At 65.9% G+C, this 20,716-nt stretch carries 14 protein-coding genes; 6 read left to right on the top strand and 8 right to left on the bottom strand.

Going from position 1 to position 20,716, the window contains the following annotated elements; genetic code table 11:
- The 6 genes from selA to PO605_RS10065 all read right to left on the bottom strand — a co-directional run bounded on the left by selA (position 1) and on the right by PO605_RS10065 (position 8,822).
- Positions 1-1,455 (bottom strand): L-seryl-tRNA(Sec) selenium transferase, encoded by a 1,455-nt coding sequence (gene selA / locus PO605_RS10090; RefSeq protein ID WP_047472325.1) that lies wholly within the window; start codon positions 1,453-1,455, stop codon positions 1-3.
- A gap of 14 nt (positions 1,456-1,469) precedes the next feature.
- The gene (gene fdhE, locus PO605_RS10085) at positions 1,470-2,444 is read right to left on the bottom strand and encodes a formate dehydrogenase accessory protein FdhE (protein ID WP_272206412.1); all 975 of its coding nucleotides are present in this window, start codon (positions 2,442-2,444) and stop codon (positions 1,470-1,472) included.
- Between the two features lie 206 nt (positions 2,445-2,650).
- Positions 2,651-3,277 carry a formate dehydrogenase subunit gamma gene (locus tag PO605_RS10080; RefSeq protein ID WP_012205324.1) on the bottom strand — a complete coding sequence of 209 codons (627 nt, stop codon included), beginning with the start codon at positions 3,275-3,277 and terminating at the stop codon, positions 2,651-2,653.
- Entirely contained in the window at positions 3,274-4,203 is a 930-nt protein-coding gene (gene fdxH / locus PO605_RS10075; RefSeq protein ID WP_012205325.1) for a formate dehydrogenase subunit beta, read from the bottom strand. The genes PO605_RS10080 and fdxH overlap by 4 nt, the downstream gene beginning before the upstream one ends.
- 10 nt (positions 4,204-4,213) lie before the next feature.
- A complete protein-coding gene (gene fdnG, locus PO605_RS10070) occupies positions 4,214-7,279 on the bottom strand; it encodes a formate dehydrogenase-N subunit alpha (RefSeq protein ID WP_156135959.1) in 3,066 nt (1,021 codons plus the stop codon).
- 355 nt (positions 7,280-7,634) lie between these two features.
- The gene (locus PO605_RS10065; RefSeq protein WP_016446855.1) at positions 7,635-8,822 is read right to left on the bottom strand and encodes an AI-2E family transporter; all 1,188 of its coding nucleotides are present in this window, start codon (positions 8,820-8,822) and stop codon (positions 7,635-7,637) included.
- A 231-nt stretch (positions 8,823-9,053) separates the two neighbouring features.
- Here PO605_RS10065 and PO605_RS10060 point away from each other — a divergent pair, with 231 nt between their 5' ends.
- The 5 genes from PO605_RS10060 to PO605_RS10040 all read left to right on the top strand — a co-directional run bounded on the left by PO605_RS10060 (position 9,054) and on the right by PO605_RS10040 (position 16,703).
- Positions 9,054-11,933, top strand: coding sequence for a 2-oxoglutarate dehydrogenase E1 component (locus PO605_RS10060; protein WP_016446856.1), 2,880 nt, complete (start codon positions 9,054-9,056; stop codon positions 11,931-11,933).
- 54 nt (positions 11,934-11,987) lie between these two features.
- Positions 11,988-13,250, top strand: coding sequence for a 2-oxoglutarate dehydrogenase complex dihydrolipoyllysine-residue succinyltransferase (gene odhB / locus PO605_RS10055; protein WP_016454845.1), 1,263 nt, complete (start codon positions 11,988-11,990; stop codon positions 13,248-13,250).
- A gap of 90 nt (positions 13,251-13,340) precedes the next feature.
- The gene (gene lpdA, locus PO605_RS10050) at positions 13,341-14,768 is read left to right on the top strand and encodes a dihydrolipoyl dehydrogenase (protein WP_017404783.1); all 1,428 of its coding nucleotides are present in this window, start codon (positions 13,341-13,343) and stop codon (positions 14,766-14,768) included.
- Positions 14,769-14,863: 95 nt separating this feature from the next.
- Entirely contained in the window at positions 14,864-15,967 is a 1,104-nt protein-coding gene (zapE, locus tag PO605_RS10045) for a cell division protein ZapE (protein WP_016446859.1), read from the top strand.
- A 40-nt stretch (positions 15,968-16,007) separates the two neighbouring features.
- Positions 16,008-16,703, top strand: coding sequence for a hypothetical protein (locus tag PO605_RS10040; protein ID WP_016454844.1), 696 nt, complete (start codon positions 16,008-16,010; stop codon positions 16,701-16,703).
- 78 nt (positions 16,704-16,781) lie between these two features.
- Here the strand turns inward: PO605_RS10040 and PO605_RS10035 are convergent, their stop codons facing one another.
- The gene (locus PO605_RS10035) at positions 16,782-17,555 is read right to left on the bottom strand and encodes a PP2C family protein-serine/threonine phosphatase (RefSeq protein WP_026062214.1); all 774 of its coding nucleotides are present in this window, start codon (positions 17,553-17,555) and stop codon (positions 16,782-16,784) included.
- A gap of 136 nt (positions 17,556-17,691) precedes the next feature.
- Between PO605_RS10035 and PO605_RS10030 the strand changes: the two genes are divergently transcribed.
- The gene (locus PO605_RS10030; protein WP_272206411.1) at positions 17,692-19,827 is read left to right on the top strand and encodes an ATP-dependent DNA helicase; all 2,136 of its coding nucleotides are present in this window, start codon (positions 17,692-17,694) and stop codon (positions 19,825-19,827) included.
- Here PO605_RS10030 and PO605_RS10025 read toward each other — a convergent pair.
- Positions 19,790-20,581 (bottom strand): outer membrane protein assembly factor BamD, encoded by a 792-nt coding sequence (locus tag PO605_RS10025; protein WP_016454842.1) that lies wholly within the window; start codon positions 20,579-20,581, stop codon positions 19,790-19,792. The genes PO605_RS10030 and PO605_RS10025 overlap by 38 nt on opposite strands.
- Positions 20,582-20,716: the final 135 nt, after the last annotated feature.

The following is a 20,716-nucleotide window of genomic DNA, read 5'->3' as shown; positions in this document are numbered from 1 at the left end:
TCAGGCGATGTGCAGCAGCGGCAGCTGTTCGGTGAAGGCCGGCTCGTCGGCTGCCTCCAGGCAGCGCAGGTCCAGCCACAGCGCGTCGTCATGCAGCCGGCCGATGACGGGGCGGGGCAGGCCGCGCAGGCCCGCTTCAAGCCGGGTGAGCTGGCGGCCGGCCTGGCGACCGTCGGCCGGATGCAGGCGCAGGCCCCAGCTGGGCAGGTTCTCCACGGGCAGGGCGCCGCTGCCGATCTGACTGTTCATCTCGGCGGTCTCCACCACATAGCGGCTGCCCAGCGCCTGCTGCACCAGCGGCTGCAGCGCCTGCGCGCGGGCCTGCATGTCGGCCTGGGGGCGCGTGAACAGGCGCAGCGTGGTCAGGCGCTCGGCCAGCTTTTCGGGGTGCAGGTACAGGCGCAGCGTGGGCTCCAGCGCGGCCAGGGTGAGCTTGCTCAAGCGCAGCGCGCGCTTGAGCGGGTGTTTCTTGATGCGGGCGATCAGGTCCTTGCGGCCCACGATCAGGCCGGCCTGCGGACCGCCCAGCAGCTTGTCGCCACTGAAGGTGACGATGTCGGCGCCCGACTCGATGGTCTCGCGCACCGTGACCTCGTAGGGCAGGCCCCATTCGCGCAGGTCGACCAGGGTGCCGCTGCCCAGGTCCACCACCATCTGCAGGCCGTGCGCGTGGGCAATGGATGCCACCTCGGCGTCGCTCACGGCCTTGGTGAAGCCGGTGATGGCGTAGTTGCTGCAGTGCACCTTCATGAGCAGGCCGGTGTGTTCGCCGACGGCGCCTTCGTAGTCGCGCGCATGGGTACGGTTGGTGGTGCCCACCTCGACCAGGGTGGCGCCCGCGCGCGTCATCACGTCGGGGATGCGGAAGGCCCCGCCGATCTCCACCAGCTCGCCGCGCGAGACGATGACCTCGCGCCCGCCCGCCAGCGTGGCCAGGGTCAGCAGCACGGCGGCGGCGTTGTTGTTGACCACGGTGCAGGCCTCGGCGCCCGTGAGTTCGCAGACCAGGGATTCGATCAGGTCGTCGCGGTCGCCACGGCCGCCGTCCTCCAGGTCGTACTCCAGGTTGGCCGGCGCCGTCATGGCGGCCACCACGGCATCCACGGCCTCCTGCGGCAGCAGGGCGCGGCCCAGGTTGGTGTGCAGCACCGTGCCCGTGAGGTTGAAGACCGTGCGCAGACGGGGTGCAAAGCGCCGCGCCAGGCGAAGGCCGGCCGCCTGGATCACCTCAGTGATGCCGGGCGCGCCTGCATCGGGCTCGCCGGACCGCAGCCGCTCCTGCGCATCGGCCCGCATCTGTGCCAGTGTCTCGCGCACGGCCTGGGTGCAGGCATCGAGGCCGTGGCGCTCGCGCAGCGCGAGCATGTCGGCGCTCAGCAGCACCTTGTCCACGGCAGGCAGGCGCAGCGCGGACGGGGTGGAGGAAGCGGCAGAGGTGGCGGCGGTATCGGTCATGGTGTGCGAAAGGGTCAGGCAGCAGGCGTGGCGGGGTCGATCAGCGCGTCGCCGGCCTCGTCCTGCTCCTCGGCAAAGGCCACGTAGAGCAGGGGATTGGCGCTGGCGCGCTGAAAGCGCGTCTCCTCGCCCATCAGCAGGTCCAGCATCAGCGAGGCCAGGTCGTCGGCCAGGGGCTCGGCCATCGGGTCCTTTTCCTGGTTGACCACCTTGCGGTAGCTGCCGCATTCCTCGCAGGTCTCGGCCAGCACGGTATCGCCGGCGCCATCGATGCCCTGGTACTCGACGCCCTTGGTCGACTCGCAGTGGGAGCACTTGACGCGCACCATGTGCCACTCCGTGCAGCAGGTGCCGCAGTGCAGGTAGCGATGGCCTGCGGCCTTGCCGCCAATGCGCAACCCGCTGGCCACGGGCTCGCTGGCGCAGACGGGACAGATCGAGGCGGGATCGGTATAGGGCACGTCGCGTGCGTTCAGGCCGCTGGCGCGCGTGGCAAACACCACCTGCAGCGCAGCCATCACAAAGGGCGCCATGCCCACGTGGCGGGCCGCCACTTCCTTTTGCAGCAGCCGCTGCGCGATCTCGTCACGCCCGGCCGTGTCCAGCGCGCGCAGCTCCTGCAGCAGCGGCTGCAGCGGCGCTGGCAGGCCGTCGGCGCCCGACAGGGCATCGAGCATGCGGTCCAGCACGCCATGCCAGGCGGCATCGATATGGTCGGCGGCAGGCAGCAGCGGCATGGAATGCTCCTGCGCCCGCGCGATCAGCGCCGCATCGGGCTCGGCCAGCGTCAGCTGCCCGGCCGCCTTGGCCTGCGCGTCCACGATCTGCGCCACAAACCGCAGATAGTCGGCAATCGGATTGCCCTCGGCCAGCTGCCGCAGCCGCGCCGCCCGCTCGACGAACAGCGCCGGCAACTGCGGCAGCAGCACGCGCGGAAAACTGGTGTGGTCCAGCGACTCGATATCGCCGGGTTGAAGAATGCGTTGCATTGGAATGAATCCCAAAAAAACAGCCGCCCGGATCGCTGGGCGGCTGGGTGCTCAGGCTGATGCCTAGTATGACGCCATGTCTGTGAAAACTGGCGCGGCCCAAGGCGAGGGGCACCGAGGAAGGGCCGTCCCGCACCGAGGGTGCCGTCCCCCTCCCTCGCGCAGCGAGTAGAGAGGGGGAAGCGGCGTAAGCCGCTCAGGGGGTGTCAGTCATTATCACCGGTCATCTTGCGATACCACCCCCGGTGGTGCTGCTTGGCCCAGGCCCGTGTCACCGTGCCGTACAGCATGGCGCGGATGGTGCCCCGGGTCCAGATGGCCGCGTACACGTGCATGATGATCAGGCCGATCATCCACACGCCCGCAATGGCGTGCACCACCGAGGCGGCGCGCACCACGTTGACGGGCAGCGTCCACCAGGCGCGCCACATGAGCGCGCCGGTCACGGTGATCGCCAGCATGCCGATGACCAGGCCCCAGAACAGCAGCTTCTGGCCGCCGTTGTACTTGCCCTGCTCGGGCATGTCGTGGTCGTCGCCGTCGATCATCTTGTTGACGTTCTTGAGCCACTCGATGTCGCGCGGCTCGACCACGTTCAGGCGCCAGAAGCGCAGCGCCATGATGATGAAGAACAGCGCCATCACCACCCCGATGTAGGGGTGCAGGATGCGTGTCCACGGCCCGCCGCCGAACAGCTGCGTGAGCGGGAAGAAGGCCGGGTGGAAGAACGCCAGGCCCGACAGTGCCAGCAGGATGAAGCAGATGCCGACCACCCAGTGGTTGGCACGCTCCGATGCGTTGTAGCGCACCAGGTCACGTGGGTTGCGTTTCATCGGCGGGCCTCCTTTTCAGCGGCTTCCTGGTCCTTGCGGTCCATTTCGTCTTCCAGTTCCTTGGACACGTCGTTCGGGCCCTTGGTGATGTAGTGGAACAGGCTGCCGACGGCAGCTGCGCCCAGCGCGGCCATGGCCAGCGGCTTGGCCACGCCCTTCCACAGGGACACCATGGGGCTGATCTTCGGGTCGTCGGGCAGGCCCTTGTACAGCGAAGGCTTGTCCGCGTGATGCAGCACGTACATCACATGGGTGCCGCCCACGCCCTGCGGGTCATACAGGCCCGCCTCGGCATAGCCGCGCCGCTTGAGGTCGCCGATGCGGTGCTCGGCCTGGTCCTTCATCGCCTCCTTGGTGCCGAACATGATGGCGCCGGTGGGACAGGTCTTGACACAGGCAGGCTCCCGGCCGACGGCCACGCGGTCCGAGCACAGCGTGCACTTGTAGGCCTTGTGGTCCTTCTTGGAGATACGCGGGATGTTGAACGGGCAGCCCGTGACGCAGTAGCCGCAGCCCACGCACTGGTCCTGCTGGAAGTCCACGATGCCGTTGCTGTACTGCACGATGGCGCCCGGCGAGGGGCAGGCCTTCAGGCAGCCCGGGTCCTCGCAGTGCATGCAGCCGTCCTTGCGGATCAGCCACTCCAGGTTGCCGGTCGCTTCGTTCTCGTACTCGGTAAAGCGCATGACGGTCCACGACTGATCGGTCAGATCGGTCGGGTTGTCATAGACGCCGGCCGCGCAGGTGCCGATTTCGTCGCGCAGGTCGTTCCACTCCATGCAGGCGGTCTGGCAGGCCTTGCACCCGATGCACTTGGAGACATCGATGAGCTTGGCCACCTCGCCGCTGTGCGTTTCGCGCGCACTGGGAGCAGGCGTCGTCGTGGCCGAGCGACGCTTGATATCGAGAGACATGGTTGATGACATCAGCTGCTCCTTAAACCTTTTCCACCTTCACGAGGAAGGTCTTGGATTCCGGGGTAAGGCTGTTGCCATCGCCCACCGATGCCGTCAGGTTGTTGGCCATGTAGCCCTTGCGGCCCGTCGACGAGAAGCCCCAGTGAATGGGCACGCCCACGTGGTGGATGGTCTTGCCATCGATCTTCATGGGCTTGATGCGCTTGGTCACCACGGCGGCGGCCTTGACGAAGCCGCGCTTGGAGCTGACCTTCACATGCTGGCCCGTCTCGATGCCCAGTTCCTTGGCCAGCGCCTCGCCGATTTCCACGAACTGCTCGGGCTGAACGATGTTGTTCAACTGAACGTGCTTGGTCCAATAGTGGAAGTGCTCGGTCAGGCGGTACGTCGTGCCCACATGCGGGAACTCGCTGGGCGAGCCTGCCGAATCCTTGGCGGAGTCGAAGATGCGGGCGGCCGGGTTGATGACAGCCAGCTTGTTGTCGGGATACATGGGGTTGTATCCCAGCGGGTTGTCGAAGGCCTCGTAGTGGGTGGGGAACGGTCCCTCGTTCATGCCCTTGCGGGCGAAGAAGCGCGCCACGCCCTCGGGGTTCATGATGAACGGATCGGTGGTCTCAGGCGGCATGGTCGGACCCATGTCGGGCACGTCGGCGCCGCCCCAGGTCTTGCCGTTCCAGCGGATCAGCGTGCGCTGAGGATTGAACGGCTGGCCGTTGCGGTCGCACGAGGCACGGTTGTAGAGCACGCGGCGGTTGGCCGGCCAGGCCCAGGCCCAGTTCAGCGTATTGCCTATGCCCGTAGGGTCGCTGTTGTCGCGTCGGGCCATCTGGTTGCCGGACGAGGTCCAGCAGCCAGCCCAGATCCAGCAGCCGCCCATCGTCGTGCCGTCGTCGCGCATCTCGCCGAAGCCGGCGAGCTGCTCGCCGGCCTTGCGGATGAGCTTGGTCGGGTCCTTGGGGTCGAACAGGTCCACCAGCGCGCGGCCGTTGTACTCCTTGGCGATCTCTTCCGAAGTCGGATGATCGGCATGGGCATACGGCCACCACAGCTTGGTGATCGGCTCGGGGAACTTGCCGCCGTCCTTCTCGTAGGCCTGCTTCAGGCGCAGGTGCAGGGCCGACATGATGGCGATGTCGGTCTTGGCTTCGCCCGGGGGCTCGGCCGCCTTCCAGTGCCACTGCAGCACGCGCGAGGAACTGACGACGGCGCCGTCTTCCTCGGCAAAGCAGGTCGTGGGCAGGCGGAACACCTCGGTCTGGATGGATGCCGAATCCACGTCGTTGAACTCGCCGTGGTTCTTCCAGAACTCCGACGTTTCGGTGACCAGCGGGTCCATGATCACCAGGAACTTCAGCTTCTTGAGGCCTTCGCGCACATTGTTGCTGTTCGCAAGAGCCGCCAGCGGGTTGAAGCCCTGGGCGATGTAGCCGTTGATCTTGCCCTGCGCCATCATGTCGAACACCTGCAGCATGTCGTACTGCTTGTCCAGCTTGGGCAGGTAGTTGAAGGCCCAGTTGTTCTCGGCCGTGGCCGCCGGTCCCCACCAGGCCTTCATCAGGCTCACGTGGAACTTGGGCGTGTTCGACCAGTAGTTCATCTGGCCCGGGCGCATGGCCTTGGGCGTGCGCGCGTCGATGTACTTCTGGTAGTCCTGCTCGCCTTCGTTGGGCAGCGTCAGATAGCCTGGCAGCGAGGCCGACAGAATCCCCAGGTCCGTCAGGCCCTGGATGTTGGAGTGCCCGCGCAGCGCATTCATGCCGCCGCCGGCCACGCCGATGTTGCCCAGCAGCAGTTGCACCATGGCGCCCGTGCGCAGGATCTGCGCACCCGTGGTGTGTTGTGTCCAGCCCAGTGCGTACAGGATGGTTGCGGCGCGGCCCGGCACTGCCGTCGAAGCCAGCTTCTCGCACACATGCAGGAATTTTTCCTTGGGCGTGCCGCAGGCGCTCTCCACCTTCTCGGGCGTATAGCTGGCGTAGTGGCGCTTGAGCCATTGGTACACGCAGCGCGGATGCTGCAGGCTGGCGTCCACCTTCACGTAGCCGTCGGCGTCGAGTTCATAGTCCCAGCTGGACTTGTCGTACTTGCGGGTCTGCGGGTCGTAGCCCGAGAAGATGCCCTCGTCGAACGCAAACTCCTCCTTCACGATGTACGAGAAGTCGGTGTAGTTCCTCACGTATTCGTGATGGATCTTGTCGTTCGTCAGCAGATAGTTGATCACGCCACCCAGGAACACGATGTCCGAGCCCGACCGGATGGGGGCGTAGAAATCGGCCACGGAGGCGGAGCGGTTGAAGCGCGGATCGACCACCATGAAGTGCGCACTGTTGTGCTCCTTCGCTTCGGTCACCCACTTGAAACCGCAGGGATGTGCTTCAGCGGCATTGCCGCCCATGATCAGGATAACGTCCGCGTTCTTGATGTCGACCCAATGGTTCGTCATCGCTCCACGGCCAAACGTCGGGGCAAGACCTGCCACCGTCGGGCCGTGTCAGACACGTGCTTGGTTATCGAGTGCGAGCAGGCCCCAGGAGCGGGCTACCTTGTGTGTGACGTAGCCGGCTTCGTTGCTGGAGGCCGAGGCGGCCAGCATGCCGGTGGTCAGCCAGCGGTTCACCGTCTGGCCCTTGTCGTTTTGCTCGACGAAGTTCGCGTCGCGGTCGTCCTTGAGCAGCTTGGTGATGCGGGTCAGCGCCTCATCCCAGGACATGCGCTTCCACTCGGTGGAGCCGGGCGCGCGGTACTCGGGATACTTCAGGCGGTGCGGGCTGTGGACGAAGTCCAGCAGCGATGCGCCCTTGGGGCACAGCGTTCCGCGGTTGACGGGGTGGTCGGGATCTCCCTCGACGTGGATCACCGACAGCTTGGCGTTCTTGACGCCATCGCTCAGCGAATACATCAGGATGCCGCAGCCTACCGAACAGTAGGTGCAGGTCTGGCGGGTGACCGTGGTGGCGGCCAGCTTGAACTGGCGCACTTCAGCCAGGGCGGCCGTGGGCGAGAAGCCCATCAACGCCAGGCTGGATCCGGCCAGAGTCGAACCAGTCACTTTCATGAACTGGCGTCTGGAGAATTGGACCATGTGGGGTACCTTCTAATAGAAATTGACGCTTGTAAGCAAATTCTACGAGTGCACCCCGAAAACAATCCGGGAAATAACCCTTAATCCCGAGTCGGCCTGTGCGGCATTCATGCGCGGCCTCCCCGCTGCACCTTGCTGCGCGGGGCTTGCCGGCCCGGTGTCCGGCTGATTCATCAGTTGAATTGATTATCTGGTTTGAAGGCTTCGGATATTTTGTTTTATATCAATCCGGTATTCATTGGCTGGCTGAATGGCATCGATCAATACAGTCTATTGGGTGAATGCGAACCATTTGCGTCGATTGAATTGCCGAATGGGGTTTTTGGCCTCCCCCGGGAGCGGAGGCCGGGGTGGATCAGCGTGCCGGCGGGCCCGGATCGCGCGGGGCATGCTTGAGGCCCAGATCATCCGACGTCTGATATTCAGCATGCGCCAAACCCGTCTTGTTCACCGATGGGTTCACCGTTTGGGCCATTTGGCGGCGCCTTTCCTCATCCTGCAGCTGCATGCGCGTGAACATGTCCCAGATTGCCATGAACAGCGCCGCGATCACGGGTCCTATCACAAAACCCGTCAGTCCGAAGAGAGCCATGCCGCCCAGTGTCGAGATCAGCACGATGTAGTCGGGCATCTTGGTGTCCTTGCCCACCAGCAGCGGGCGCAGCACGTTGTCCACCAGTCCGATCACCAGCACGCCGTAGGCGATCAGGATCAGGCCCTTGCCCATGTCACCGGTGGCCAGGAAGTAGATGGCCACCGGTGCCCAGATCAGGCCGGCGCCCACGGCGGGCAGCAGCGACAGGAACGCCATCACCACGCCCCACAGCACGGGCCCCTGGATGCCCAGAATCCAGAAGATCAGCCCGCCCAGCGCGCCCTGGGCGGCCGCCACGGCCAGGTTGCCCTTGACGGTGGCGCGGATCACGGTGGTGAACTTGCTCGACAGCTCGGCCTTGTGGTCGGACTGCAGCGGGATGGCCATGCGGATGCGCTGTGTCAGGTCGCGGCCGTCACGCAGCAGGAAGAACAGCAGGTACAGCATCACGCAGAAGCCGACCAGAAACCCGAAGGTGTTCTGGCCTATGCCCAGCGCCTTGGTGGCGGCCAGCTTGGAGGCCTGCATGGCGATGCTGGACAGCTTGTCCTGCAGCTCGGCCAGCGAACCCAGGTGCAACCGCTCCAGCCAGGGTGTGACCCAGGAGGGCAGGGCGTCCATGATCTGTTGCACATAGGTGCCTGCATCCAGGTTGCCGCTGTTGACGCGCTCATAGATCAACGAGGCCTCGCGCACCAGCGAGGCGCCGATCAGCGCCAGCGGCAGGATGGCCACCACCAGGCACAGCAGCAGGGTGGACAGGGCGGCGAGATTGGTGCGCCGTGGCATGCGCGCCAGCAGGCGCCGGTGCAGCGGCGAAAACAGGATGGCCAGGGCGACGCCCCAGAAGATGGCCCCCATGAACTCCCAGAGCACGGCACCGAAGCCTATGGTTGCCGCAATCAGCAGCAGCATGAAAGTGCGTTTGTGTAGGGGCAGCAGGTTCATCTGGCGGTCCGTTCGGAAGATGCGCCAATGTACGCGACTGCGGGAACTCCCGGAGAGTTCAGGTAATCACTTGGTAACTGCCCTGCTGCGATGTTTGAACGGTGGCACAATGGCGGTCGCAACCAGGCCCTTCCCCAGCCACAGTCGCATCCGCCAATCGGTACAGCCGTGTCGCGGAAGGTTCCACAAACCAGCTAATGCCTCCCTCAGGGAGGCTGAGGTCAGCGCAATATGAGCGATCAGACGTCGGTCTACCAAGCCTACCAAGGCAATACCTACCTCTTCGGCGGCAATGCCCCCTACGTCGAAGAAATGTACGAAAACTACCTGGCCAATCCCGGTAGCGTGCCGGATTCCTGGCGCGAGTACTTTGATGCACTGCAACATGTGCCCGCAGTCGATGGCACCGACGCCAAGGACGTTCCACACCAGCCCGTCATCAACGCTTTCGCCGAGCGCGCCAAGCAAGGCGGCACCAAGGTGGTCGTGGCCTCCGGCGCCGACTCCGAGCTGGGCCGCAAGCGCACCGCCGTCCAGCAACTGATCGCCGCCTACCGCAATGTCGGCGCACGCTGGGCCGATCTGGACCCCCTCAAGCGCACCGAGCGCCCCGAAATTCCCGAGCTGGAGCCGTCGTTCTACGGCTTCACCGATGCCGACCAGGAAACGGTGTTCAACACGAGCAACACCTTCTTCGGCAAGGAAAGCATGTCCCTGCGCGAGCTGATGAACGCTCTGCGCGAAACCTACTGCGGCACCATCGGCTCCGAGTACATGTATGCCACGGACCAGACGCAAAAGCGCTGGTGGCAGCAAAAGCTGGAAACCAGCCGTACCAAGCCCAGCTTTGATGCCAGCCGGAAAAAGCGCATCCTTGACCGCCTGACGGCTGCCGAAGGCCTGGAACGCTACCTGCACACCAAGTACGTCGGCCAAAAGCGCTTCTCGCTGGAAGGTGGCGAGAGCTTCATCGTCGCCATGGACGAGCTGATCAACGCTGCCGGCCAGAAGGGCGTGCAGGAAGTCGTGATCGGCATGGCCCACCGCGGCCGCCTGAACGTGCTGGTCAACACCCTGGGCAAGATGCCCAAGGACCTGTTCGCCGAGTTCGACCACACCGCCCCCGAGGACCTGCCCGCCGGTGACGTGAAGTACCACCAGGGCTTCAGCTCCGACGTGTCCACCGCAGGCGGCCCCGTCCACCTGTCGCTGGCCTTCAACCCCTCGCACCTGGAAATCGTCAACCCCGTGGTCGAAGGCTCGGTGCGCTCGCGCATGGACCGCCGCGACGACCCGCACGGCAAGCAGGTGCTGCCCGTGCTGGTGCACGGCGATGCAGCCTTCGCCGGCCAGGGCGTGAACCAGGAAACCCTGGCGCTGGCCCAGACCCGTGGCTACACCACGGGCGGCACGGTGCACATCATCATCAACAACCAGATCGGCTTCACCACCTCCGATCCGCGCGACACCCGCTCCACGCTGTACTGCACCGACATCGTCAAGATGATCGAGTCGCCCGTGCTGCACGTCAACGGCGATGATCCGGAAGCCGTGGCGCTGGCCGTGCAGCTGGCCCTGGAGTTCCGCATGGAATTCTCCAAGGACGTGGTCGTGGACATCGTCTGCTTCCGCAAGCTGGGCCACAACGAGCAGGACACCCCCGCGCTGACCCAGCCGCTGATGTACAAGAAGATCGGCGCCCACCCCGGCACCCGCAAGCTGTACGCCGACAAGCTGGCCGCACAGGGCCTGGGCGAATCGCTGGGCGACGACATGGCCAAGGCCTACCGCGCCGCCATGGACGAAGGCCGCCACACCGTGGACCCGGTGCTGACCAACTTCAAGAGCAAGTACGCCGTGGACTGGAGCCCGTTCCTGGGCAAGACCTGGACGGACGCCGGCGACACCGCCATCCCGCTGACGGAATGGAAGCGCCTGGCCGAACGCATCACCACCATCCCCGAGACCGTGACGCCGCACGCGCTGGTCAAGAAGGTCTATGACGACCGCGCAGCCATGGGCCGCGGCGAAGTCAACGTGGACTGGGGCATGGGCGAGCACATGGCCTTCGCATCGCTGGTCGCATCGGGCTACCCCGTGCGCCTGTCGGGCGAGGACTGCGGCCGCGGCACCTTCACGCACCGCCACTCGGTCATCCATGACCAAAAGCGCGAGAAGTGGAGCGAAGGCACCTACATCCCGCTGCAGAACGTGGCCGACAGCCAGGCTCCGTTCACCGTCATCGACTCCATCCTGTCCGAAGAAGCCGTGCTGGGCTTCGAGTACGGCTATGCGTCGAACGACCCCAACACCCTGGTGATCTGGGAAGCCCAGTTCGGCGACTTCGCCAACGGCGCCCAGGTCGTGATCGACCAGTTCATCGCCTCCGGTGAAGTCAAGTGGGGCCGCATCAACGGCCTGACGCTGATGCTGCCGCACGGCTACGAAGGCCAGGGCCCCGAGCACAGCTCGGCGCGCCTGGAGCGCTTCATGCAGCTGGCCGCCGACGCCAACATGCAGATCGTGCAGCCGACCACGGCCAGCCAGATCTTCCACGTGCTGCGCCGCCAGATGGTGCGCCCGCTGCGCAAGCCGCTGGTCATCATGACCCCCAAGTCGCTGCTGCGCAACAAGGACGCCACCTCGCCGCTGTCCGAGTTCACCAGCGGCGGTTTCCAGACCGTGATCCCTGAGCAGGACGAAGCCGTCGTGAAGAACGCGGCCAAGGTCAAGCGCGTGATCGCATGCTCCGGCAAGGTCTACTACGACCTGGTCAAGAAGCGCACCGAGAAGGAAAGCAAGGACGTCGCCATCATCCGCGTCGAGCAGCTGTACCCCTTCCCGCACAAGGCTTTCGCCGCTGAACTGAAGAAGTTCGGCAACGCCACCGACATCGTCTGGTGCCAGGACGAGCCGCAGAACCAGGGCGCTTGGTTCTTCGTGCAGCACTACATCCACGAGAACATGCTCGATGGCCAGAAGCTGGGCTACTCCGGCCGCGCTGCCTCGGCATCGCCCGCCGTGGGATACGCCCACCTGCACCAGGAGCAGCAAAAGGCCCTGGTGGAAGGCGCGTTCTCCAAGCTCAAGGGTTTTGTCCTGAACAAGTAAGGCAGCCCCCACCCGCTACGTATCAGTACAGAACACTTTTGGAAAGAATCACAAATGGCTATCGTTGAAGTCAAAGTTCCCCAGCTGTCCGAGTCCATCGCTGAGGCCACCATGCTGACCTGGAAGAAGAAGGCCGGCGAAGCGGTTGCAGTCGATGAGATCCTCATCGAGATCGAAACCGACAAGGTCGTGCTCGAAGTGCCCGCGCCCGCCGCTGGCGTGCTGGCCGAGATCGTGCAAGGTGACGGCGCCACCGTGGTGGCCGAGCAGCTGATCGCCAAGATCGACACCGAAGGCGTGGCCGGTGTGGCCGCTGCCGCTCCTGCAGCCGCCCCCGCCGCTGCAGCCGCTCCCGCTGCAGCGCCCGCAGCCGCGGCCGCCACCGGTGGCAGCAAGGGTGATGTCGCCATGCCCGCCGCTGCCAAGCTGCTGGCCGAAAACAACCTGTCGGCCGCCGGCGTGGCTGGCTCCGGCAAGGATGGCCGCGTGACCAAGGGTGACGCGCTGGCCGCCATCAAGGGCGGCGTGCAGTCCACCGCTGCCGTCATTCCCACCGGCGTGCCCACCAAGGCGCTGCCCCAGGTGTCGGCTCCGTCCGCCAAGGAAGACCTCAGCGGCCGTCCCGAGCAGCGCGTGCCCATGAGCCGCCTGCGTGCCCGCGTGGCCGAGCGTCTGCTGCAGTCGCAGTCCACCAACGCCATCCTGACCACGTTCAATGAAGTGAACATGGCCCCGGTGATGGATCTGCGCAAGAAGTTCCAGGACGCCTTCACCAAGGAACACGGCACCAAGCTGGGCTTCATGTCCTTCTTCGTCAAGGCGGCCGTGCACGCCCTGAAGAAGTACCCGGTGCTCAACGCATCCGTGGACGGCAACGACATCGTCTACCACGGCTACTTCGACATCGGTATCGCCGTGGGTTCGCCCCGTGGCCTGGTGGTGCCCATCCTGCGCAATGCAGACCAGATGAGCTTCGCCGACATCGAAAAGAAGATTGCCGAATTCGGCAAGAAGGCTGCCGAAGGCAAGCTGGGCATTGAAGAAATGACCGGCGGCACCTTCTCCATCTCCAATGGCGGCACCTTCGGCTCGATGATGTCCACCCCCATCATCAACCCGCCCCAGTCGGCCATCCTGGGCGTGCACGCCACCAAGGACCGTGCCATGGTCGAGAACGGCCAGGTCGTGGTGCGCCCGATGAACTATCTGGCCATGTCCTATGACCACCGCATCATCGACGGCCGCGAAGCCGTGCTGGGCCTGGTGGCCATGAAGGACGCGCTGGAAGATCCTTCGCGCCTGCTGTTCGACCTGTAATTCCACAGGGTTCGACACGACGAAAACCCACCCTTGGCCGCGCGCCCTGCGGTGGGTTTTTTCATGCATCACAGACAAGAGATTCCTGAAATGAGCAAGCAATTCGACGTCATCGTCATCGGCGCGGGCCCTGGCGGCTACATCGCCGCCATCCGTGCCGCGCAACTGGGCTTCAACGTGGCCTGTATCGACGAGTGGAAGAACGCCGCCGGCGGCGCCGCTCCGGGCGGCACCTGCACCAACGTGGGCTGCATTCCCTCCAAGGCCCTGCTGCAGTCGTCCGAGCACTTCGAGCACGCCAACCTGCACTTTGCCGACCATGGCATCTCCACCGGCAAGGTCGAGATGGACGTGGCCAAGATGATCGCCCGCAAGGATGCGGTCGTGAAGCAGAACAACGACGGCATCCTGTACCTGTTCAAGAAGAACAAGGTCACGTTCTTCCACGGCCGTGGTTCCTTCGTCAAGGCCGTCGAAGGCGGCTACGAGATCAAGGTCGCCGGCAAGGAAGAGGAAGTGCTGACGGGCAAGCAGATCGTGGTGGCCACCGGCTCCAACGCCCGCGCTCTGCCCGGCGTGCCCTTCGATGAAGAGAACATCCTGTCCAACGACGGCGCCCTGCGCCTGGGCAAGGCCCCCAAGAAGCTGGCCCTGATTGGCGCCGGCGTGATCGGCCTGGAAATGGGCTCGGTCTGGCGCCGTCTTGGCACCGAAGTCATCGTGCTCGAGGGCATGGACAAGTTCCTGCCCGCCGTGGACGAGCAGATCGCCAAGGAAGCCAAGAAGGCCTTCGACAAGCAGGGCCTGAAGATCGAGCTGGGCGTGAAGATCGGCGAAGTCAAGTCCGGCAAGAAGGGCGTGTCCATCGCCTACACCAACGCCAAGGGTGAAGCCCAGGCGCTGGAGGCTGACAAGCTCATCATCTCCATTGGCCGCACGGCCAACACCGCCGGCCTCAATGCCGAGGCGGTGGGCCTGGCCCTGGACGAGCGCGGCTGCATCGTGGTCGATGACGACTGCAAGACCAGCCTGCCCGGCGTCTGGGCCGTGGGCGACGTGGTGCGCGGCCCGATGCTGGCGCACAAGGCCGAGGAAGAGGCCGTGGCCGTGGCCGAGCGCATCGCCGGCCAGCATGGCCATGTGAACTTCGGCACCATCCCCTGGGTGATCTACACCAGCCCCGAAATCGCCTGGGTGGGCCGCACCGAGCAGCAACTGAAGGAGCAGGGCGTCAAGTACAAGGCCGGCAGCTTCCCCTTCCTGGCCAACGGCCGTGCGCGCGCCCTGGGCGACACCACGGGCATGGTCAAGTTCCTGGCCGATGCCGAAACCGACGAGATCCTGGGCGTGCACATGGTCGGCCCCATGGTCTCGGAGCTGATCTCCGAAGCCGTTGTTGCCATGGAGTTCAAGGCATCGAGCGAAGACATCGCCCGCATCTGCCATGCCCACCCCTCGCTGTCCGAAGCCACCAAGGAGGCTGCCCTGGCAGTCGACAAGCGTACTCTGAACTTCTGAGTGCCAGGCTAGCCATCTAGCCAATCCGAGACCTGAAAGCGCTTGCTCTGCAAGCGCTTTCAGCTTCTGAATACATAGCAAATGGTTGATGCTGCATGAGCGTTTCAGTGCGAGAGGCCTACGAGGCCGAACTGGTAGCCAAGGGCTTTCACAGTGATCCTGCGCAACTGCGCGCCGTCGAGGCGCTGCAGCGCTGTGCCGACGACTGGACGGTCTACCGCCAGCGCCGCTCCAATGCCTTCAAGAAGCTCATCAACCATCCCGAGATCCCCCGTGGCGTCTACATGTACGGCGGGGTGGGGCGCGGCAAGAGCTTTCTCATGGATTGCTTCTTCAATGCCGTGCCGCTCAGGCGCAAGGTGCGCCTGCATTTCCATGAATTCATGCGCGAGGTCCACCGTGAACTCGCCGTGCTGCAGGGCACCCAGAACCCGCTGGACGTGCTGGGTGCGCGCATCTCCAAGAAGTACAAGCTGATCTGCTTCGATGAATTCCACGTGGCCGACATCACGGACGCGATGATCCTGCACCGGCTGCTGGTGTCGCTGTTCGCCAACGGCGTGGGCTTTGTCACCACCTCCAACTTCAAGCCCGACGAGCTGTACCCGGGCGGCCTGCACCGCGACCGCATCCTGCCGGCCATCGACCTGCTCAACGAACGCATGGAAGTCGTCAACGTGGACAACGGCACGGACTACCGCCGCCGCACGCTGGAAAACGCCAGGCTCTACCACACGCCGCTGGGTGCCGAGGCCGATGCGGCCATGACCGAGACCTTCGACAAGCTGGCCGAGGTCAAGGACGAGGACCCGGTGCTGCACATCGAGGCGCGCGAGATCCGTGCGCGCCGCCGCGCCGGCGGCGTGGTCTGGTTCGACTTCCGCGAGCTGTGCGGTGGCCCGCGCTCGCAGAACGACTACCTGGAGATCGCAAGCCAGTTCCACACCGTGCTGCTGTCCGACGTGCCCTATATGCCGGTCAACATGGCGTCGCCCGCGCGGCGCTTCACCTGGCTGGTGGACGTGCTGTACGACCGCAGGGTCAAGCTGGTCATCTCGGCCGCCGTGCCGCCCGAGCAGCTTTACACTGAGGGCCCGCTGGCCCATGAGTTCCCCCGCACCGTCTCGCGCCTGAACGAGATGCAGTCCAAGGAATTCCTGGCGCTGGAGCGCCGCGTGGTGGATACCAGCCTGACCTGAGGCAGGTGGCCGCGCCTGGCGTCGTTTGCCGGACCTGTACATGCTGAAACTGCCCACCTCTGCTTTTGCCCTTGTGAAGAAACTGCCCGTTCCTTTGGGCGCCGCGCTGGCCTGCCTGGCCTTGGCGGGCCCGGCCGTGGCGGCCGATGCCGCGCGGGAGCCTGGCCAGGCGGCCAGGCAGGCCCAGGCCGAACGCAAGGCCGCGCGTGCCGACATCGCAGCCCAGCGCGCCGTCATCGAGCGCCGGCGCACGGCCCTGGAGTCCGAGTGCTACCAGCGCTTTGCCGTGGAAGACTGCCTCAAGCAGGCGCGCGAAGAGGCCCGTGAGCAGGATCGTCCGCTGCGCGAACGCGAGCTTCAGATCAACGACGAGGAGCGCAAGGAGCGCGCCGTCCAGCGCCTGGAAGACATCGAGGCCAAGAAGGCGCAGAAGGCAGCCTCCACCATGGAGGCCAAGGAACGGCCGCCGGCCGTGCAACGCGATACCCAGGCCCTGCGCGCGCAGCGCGCCCAGGAGGCGCAGCAGCGCGCCGCCCAGCAGGCCAGCCACCAGCGCGAACGGCAGGCCCAGATGGAGCAGCGCCAGTCCGCCCAGGAGCAGGAGCGGCGCGCGGCATCGCGTGCGCAGTTCGAAGCCAAGCAGAAGGAAGCGGCCGAGCGCAAGGCCCGTGCCGCCGAAGCGGCCCGCGAGCGCGGTCCCCAGGCTGCGCCGCTGCCGGCGCCGCCTGCTCCCTGATCCTTTTTTTCTCTGCCACGCGCCAACAGGCCAACCGGGTGGGGGCTGGCGTGAGGGCCTGGATGCTCCAACCCCGGTTCAAGCCGTCTGGGCCGACTCCAGCGCCTCGAGCTTGAGCACCACCAAGGACAGGTTGTCGCCCCCGCCCTGGGCGCGCACGCGGGCCTTGTCGATGAGGAACTCCGTGGCCTCGCGCGGAGTGAGCGCGTTGAGCACGGTGCCCAGTTCCTCGGCCGTGTAGTAGTGCCAGACGCCATCGCTGCAGGCCATGAGGGTGGTGCCCGGATACACGCGCTCGATCACGTGGTGGCTCATGGGCGGTTCGGCCTCGGTGCCCAGGCAGCCCAGCAGGATGTTGGACTTGGGGTGCACGTGGGCCTCGAATTCGGTGAGCTCTCCCCGGTCCACCAGCGACTGCACATAGGAATGGTCCTTGGTGCGGTGGACCATGGTCGCGTCCTGGTAGTGGTAGATGCGCGAATCGCCCGAATGCACCCAGTGGCAGCGGCCCTGGGGCAGCAGCACGAAGGCGGCGATGGTGCTGTGCGGCTCCTGCTCGGCCGAAATGGCGGTCAGACGGATCACCGTGTGCGACTCGCGCACGATGCTCTCCAGCAGCGCTGTGCAGTCCTCCTTGCCCGGCTCGAAGCGCTCGAACAACTGGCGCGCCGTGAGCATGACCTGGTCGGAGGCCTTGCGCCCGCCGCTGCGCCCGCCCATGCCGTCGGCCAGAACGCCCAGCAGGCAGCCGTGGACATACGGGTGGGCCATGAGCATCACCTGGTCTTGCTGGTATTGCCTGTCACCGCGATGGATGCCTGTGGCGGCTTGGAGTCGGTACGCTGGCTGCATGGTCTCTGGTTTGGTGGGCTCTTGGGGCGGCGGATGGGCACACCAGTGGCATGGCGCATATTATCGGAGCGCTGCCCCCGGTGCCGGCTCGCCCGGCTCCCGTGGCGCTGTCTTTTTCAACAACCGGACCTGTCCTGTGCATTCCCTGACCGCCGCCGTGCAGGCGGCCTTCGCCCCGCAAGGCCTGCTGTCGCGCGCCGAGGCGCAGTTCCTGCCGCGTGAAGGCCAGACCCGCATGGCCCTGGCCGTGGCCCAGGCCATCGAAGAGCGCCAGACCCTGGTCGTGGAGGCCGGCACGGGCGTGGGCAAGACCTATGCCTATCTGGTGCCGGCCCTGCTCAGCGGCCAGCGCGTGCTGGTGTCCACGGCCACGCGTGCGCTGCAGGACCAATTGTTCGCACGGGATCTGCCGCGTCTGGTGGCCGCCCTGGGCATGCCGCTGCGCATGGCGCGCCTCAAGGGGCGCAGCGCCTACCTGTGCCTGGAGCGGCTGGAGCGCGTGCGCCAGGGCCGCACGGCGCCGCAGGACCCGCAGGTGCTGCGCAGCGTGGCCCTGGTCGAGCGCTGGGCGCGCACCACGCGCACAGGTGACCTGGGCGAGCTGCCCGCGCTGGACGAGCGTTCGCCCGCGCTGCCCCTGGTCACCTCCACGCGCGACAACTGCCTGGGCTCGGACTGCCCGCATTGGCAGGACTGCCATGTCAACGTGGCCCGCCGCACCGCGCTGGACGCCGACGTGGTGGTCATCAACCACCATCTGATGTTTGCCGACCTCGACGTGCGCGATTCGGGTGTGGCCCAACTGCTGCCCAGCGCGGGCGTGGTGGTGGTGGACGAGGCCCACCAGCTCAACGACACCGGCGTGCAGTTCGCTGGCCTGAGCCTGTCGGGCCAGCAATTGACGGGCTATGCCCGCGATGTGCTGCGCGCCGGCCAGGAACTGGCACGCGGCATGGCCGACTGGATGATGCTCTCGGCGCGTGTGGAGCAGGCACTGCGCGAGCTGCGCCTGGCCGCAGGCAAGCCCCCTGTGGGCGGACGTCTGTCCTGGCAGGGCGTGACGCCGCAGGGACTGGACGCCCAGAGCTGGCGCACGGCCCTGGTCACGCTGGGGCGCAGCCTGCGGGCGCTGGTGGAGCCGCTGGTGCAATTGCAGGTCAGCGATCCCGAACTGCGCAGGCTGCTCGAGCGCGGCAGCGAACTGCTGCGGCGCCTGGCCACCTTCGCGGCGGCGGCCGTGCAAGACACGGTGCGCTGGCTGGAATTGGGCAGCCAGCAGATGCGCATGCTGGAGTCTCCGCTGACCATTGCACACATCATGCGCACGCGGCTGCTGGGTCCGACGCAAGAGCAAGAGCAAGAGCAAGAGCATCAGGAAGGAAGCGGGCAAGACGCCGAGCCGCAGGAAAACGCACCCACCGCCCCGTACGAGCCGCCAGCGGGCACCGCCTGGATCTTCACCTCTGCCACGCTGGGCGACGACGAGCGGCTGAGCTGGTTCACCGAGCCCTGCGGACTGCGAGAGGCCCAGGTGCTGCGCGTGGACAGCCCCTTCGACTATGCGCGGCAGGCGGCGCTTTATGTGCCGCGGCCTTTTGCCGAGGCAGGAAGCCCGGCCCACAGCGCCGAGGTGGCACGCCTGGCGCTGGATGCGGCCCAGCGCCTGGGCGGCCGCACCCTGGTGCTGACCACCACGCTGCGTGCCCTGCACGCCATAGGCGACACGCTGCAGCAGTCGCTGGGGCTGTTCGGTGAACTTGATGTGCTGGTCCAGGGGCAGGCGCCCAAGCTGACCTTGATCGAGCGCTTTGTTGCAGCGGGCGAAGGCAAGGGCGCCAGCGCGGGGCGCGGCTGCATTCTCGTGGCATCGGCCACTTTCTGGGAAGGGGTGGATTTGCCTGGCGATGCGCTGCAGCTGGTGGTCATCGACAAGCTGCCGTTTCCGCCGCCCGACGATCCGCTGGTCGAGGCACGGTCGCGCAGTCTGGAATCCGTGGGCCGGCAGGCCTTTGCCGACTACATGCTGCCCGAGGCCGCGATGGCGCTCAAGCAGGGCGCCGGGCGCCTGATCCGGCGCGAGACGGATCGCGGCGTGCTTGTGGTCTGCGATCCCAGATTGACCGCCAAGGGTTATGGGCGGCGGCTGCGCGCTGCGCTGCCGCCCATGCGGACTCTGGAGGACGAGGCGGCCTTTGTTCAGGCCCTGCAGGCGCTGGCGCAGCCTGCGCCGCAGGTCACCACAGTTTCCACCACGACTTCTGCTTTGCCGTGACGTCCTTATCGGAGTCCTGGCCGTACGAGGCGGTCAGCACGCGCTGCGCATCGTCACGCAGCTGGGTCATGCCCAGTGCATCGTATGAGTTCACCAGGATCTGCATGGCCTCGCGCACGGCGGGCACGCCCTGGTAGTCCTTGACGGCGGTCTGCGCACGTGCGATGGCGGCCACGTAGGCGCCGCGTCCGTAGTAGTAGCGGGCCACATGGACTTCGTACTGCGCCAGCGAGTTGACGATGTACTGCATGCGCAGCCGCGAGTCTTCGGCGTAGCGCGACTCGGGGAAGCGCGTCACCAGCTCGCGGAATGACTCGAAGGAGTCCTTGGCGGCCTTCTGGTCGCGCTCGGACAGATCCTGGCGCGACAGCCAGGAGAACATGCCCAGGTTGTCATTGAAGTTGACCAGGCCCTTGAGGTACAGGGCGTAGTCGGTGGCGGGGCTGGCCGGGTGCAGCTTCAGGAAGCGGTCCAGCGTGGCCGTGGCCTGGACCTTGTCGCCGCTCTTGTACTGGGCATAGGCCTTGTCGAGCTGGGCCTGCTGGGCCAGGGGCGTGCCGGCGGCACGGCCTTCGAGCTTCTCGAACAGCGGAACGGCCTTGTCGAACGCACCGGACGCGGCTTCGTCGCGCGCCTCGGTATAGATGCGGTCCGGGGTCCACTTGGCAGTAGGGTCTTGTTGCGTACTGGAGCAGGCTGTCAGGACGCCTGCGACCAGCACGGCGGGAACGATGGACAGGGGAATACGCTGCATGGTGGACGTTTCTCGGGCAATCGAAGGGCGGTGAGAGGGTTGGCGGGCAGGGACGCGGGCCGCGCTGAGGGGCCGCATGAAGCCTGATTTTCCCGCAACCGGGCCGAGGCATTGTAACGGCCTGCGATGCCCGCC

The sequence above is a fragment of the Delftia sp. DT-2 genome (assembly GCF_028401915.1).
Taxonomy (GTDB): domain Bacteria; phylum Pseudomonadota; class Gammaproteobacteria; order Burkholderiales; family Burkholderiaceae_C; genus Comamonas; species Comamonas tsuruhatensis.
This window is presented reverse-complemented; position numbering and strand designations above follow the sequence as displayed.

Coding starts and splice junctions, on each gene's coding strand:
- selA (WP_047472325.1), bottom strand. CDS start 1,455: ATGACCGATACCGCCGCCACCTCTGCCGCTTCCTCCACCCCGTCCGCG.
- fdhE (WP_272206412.1), bottom strand. CDS start 2,444: ATGCAACGCATTCTTCAACCCGGCGATATCGAGTCGCTGGACCACACC.
- PO605_RS10080 (WP_012205324.1), bottom strand. CDS start 3,277: ATGAAACGCAACCCACGTGACCTGGTGCGCTACAACGCATCGGAGCGT.
- fdxH (WP_012205325.1), bottom strand. CDS start 4,203: ATGTCATCAACCATGTCTCTCGATATCAAGCGTCGCTCGGCCACGACG.
- PO605_RS10065 (WP_016446855.1), bottom strand. CDS start 8,822: ATGAACCTGCTGCCCCTACACAAACGCACTTTCATGCTGCTGCTGATT.
- PO605_RS10060 (WP_016446856.1), top strand. CDS start 9,054: ATGAGCGATCAGACGTCGGTCTACCAAGCCTACCAAGGCAATACCTAC.
- odhB (WP_016454845.1), top strand. CDS start 11,988: ATGGCTATCGTTGAAGTCAAAGTTCCCCAGCTGTCCGAGTCCATCGCT.
- lpdA (WP_017404783.1), top strand. CDS start 13,341: ATGAGCAAGCAATTCGACGTCATCGTCATCGGCGCGGGCCCTGGCGGC.
- zapE (WP_016446859.1), top strand. CDS start 14,864: ATGAGCGTTTCAGTGCGAGAGGCCTACGAGGCCGAACTGGTAGCCAAG.
- PO605_RS10040 (WP_016454844.1), top strand. CDS start 16,008: ATGCTGAAACTGCCCACCTCTGCTTTTGCCCTTGTGAAGAAACTGCCC.
- PO605_RS10035 (WP_026062214.1), bottom strand. CDS start 17,555: ATGCAGCCAGCGTACCGACTCCAAGCCGCCACAGGCATCCATCGCGGT.
- PO605_RS10025 (WP_016454842.1), bottom strand. CDS start 20,581: ATGCAGCGTATTCCCCTGTCCATCGTTCCCGCCGTGCTGGTCGCAGGC.